This is a genomic window from Haloferax sp. Atlit-6N, from assembly GCF_003383195.1.
In the GTDB taxonomy this organism is placed as follows: Archaea; Halobacteriota; Halobacteria; order Halobacteriales; family Haloferacaceae; genus Haloferax; species Haloferax gibbonsii.
The window spans coordinates 1-469 of the sequence record NZ_QEQJ01000296.1 but is presented as its reverse complement, the minus strand read 5'-3'; the positions used below and the strand labels follow the sequence as shown (position 1 = coordinate 469).

The window sequence follows — 469 nt, the reverse complement described above, 5'->3', positions numbered from 1 at the left end:
AGCGCATACTCTGTCACCTCCGTTTCGAACCACGACGGCGGGATGCTGAGAATCGTTCCGTGGTCTCGTGTCGTATTGAACGGATTGAGCAACAGTCCGAGATCGGGGTCCCAGCTGATGAACACGTAGGCGTTCGTCGTCGGGATCGACGACACGTATTCACCGATCGGCGTCGACCGCTCGAACTGCGCGATCCGGTGCCAACGTCCGTACCCCGTGCGATCGGACGCAGCGAGTACTTCGACGGTCTTCGGATTCTGCCGTCGCGCGCCCGGCGGTGCGGTGCTATCGAGCCCAGTCGTGGCTGCTGTCGAGAGCACGACCCAGGTCTCTTTACCCCGCTCGACGGTTTCAGCGTAGAACACCGGCGCGTCAACGGTCGCCACGACGTCTGGCTCCGGTGTGCCGTCCGATTCTGTGGCCCGTATTGCGTCACGATCCAAGCGCAGGATTTCGACGCGATCGGTGT

General features: G+C 62.3%; 1 pseudogene. It reads right to left on the bottom strand.

Annotated features, from left to right (window positions below):
- Positions 1 to 469, bottom strand: a pseudogene (locus DEQ92_RS23640) (glycosyl hydrolase); the annotation flags it as partial.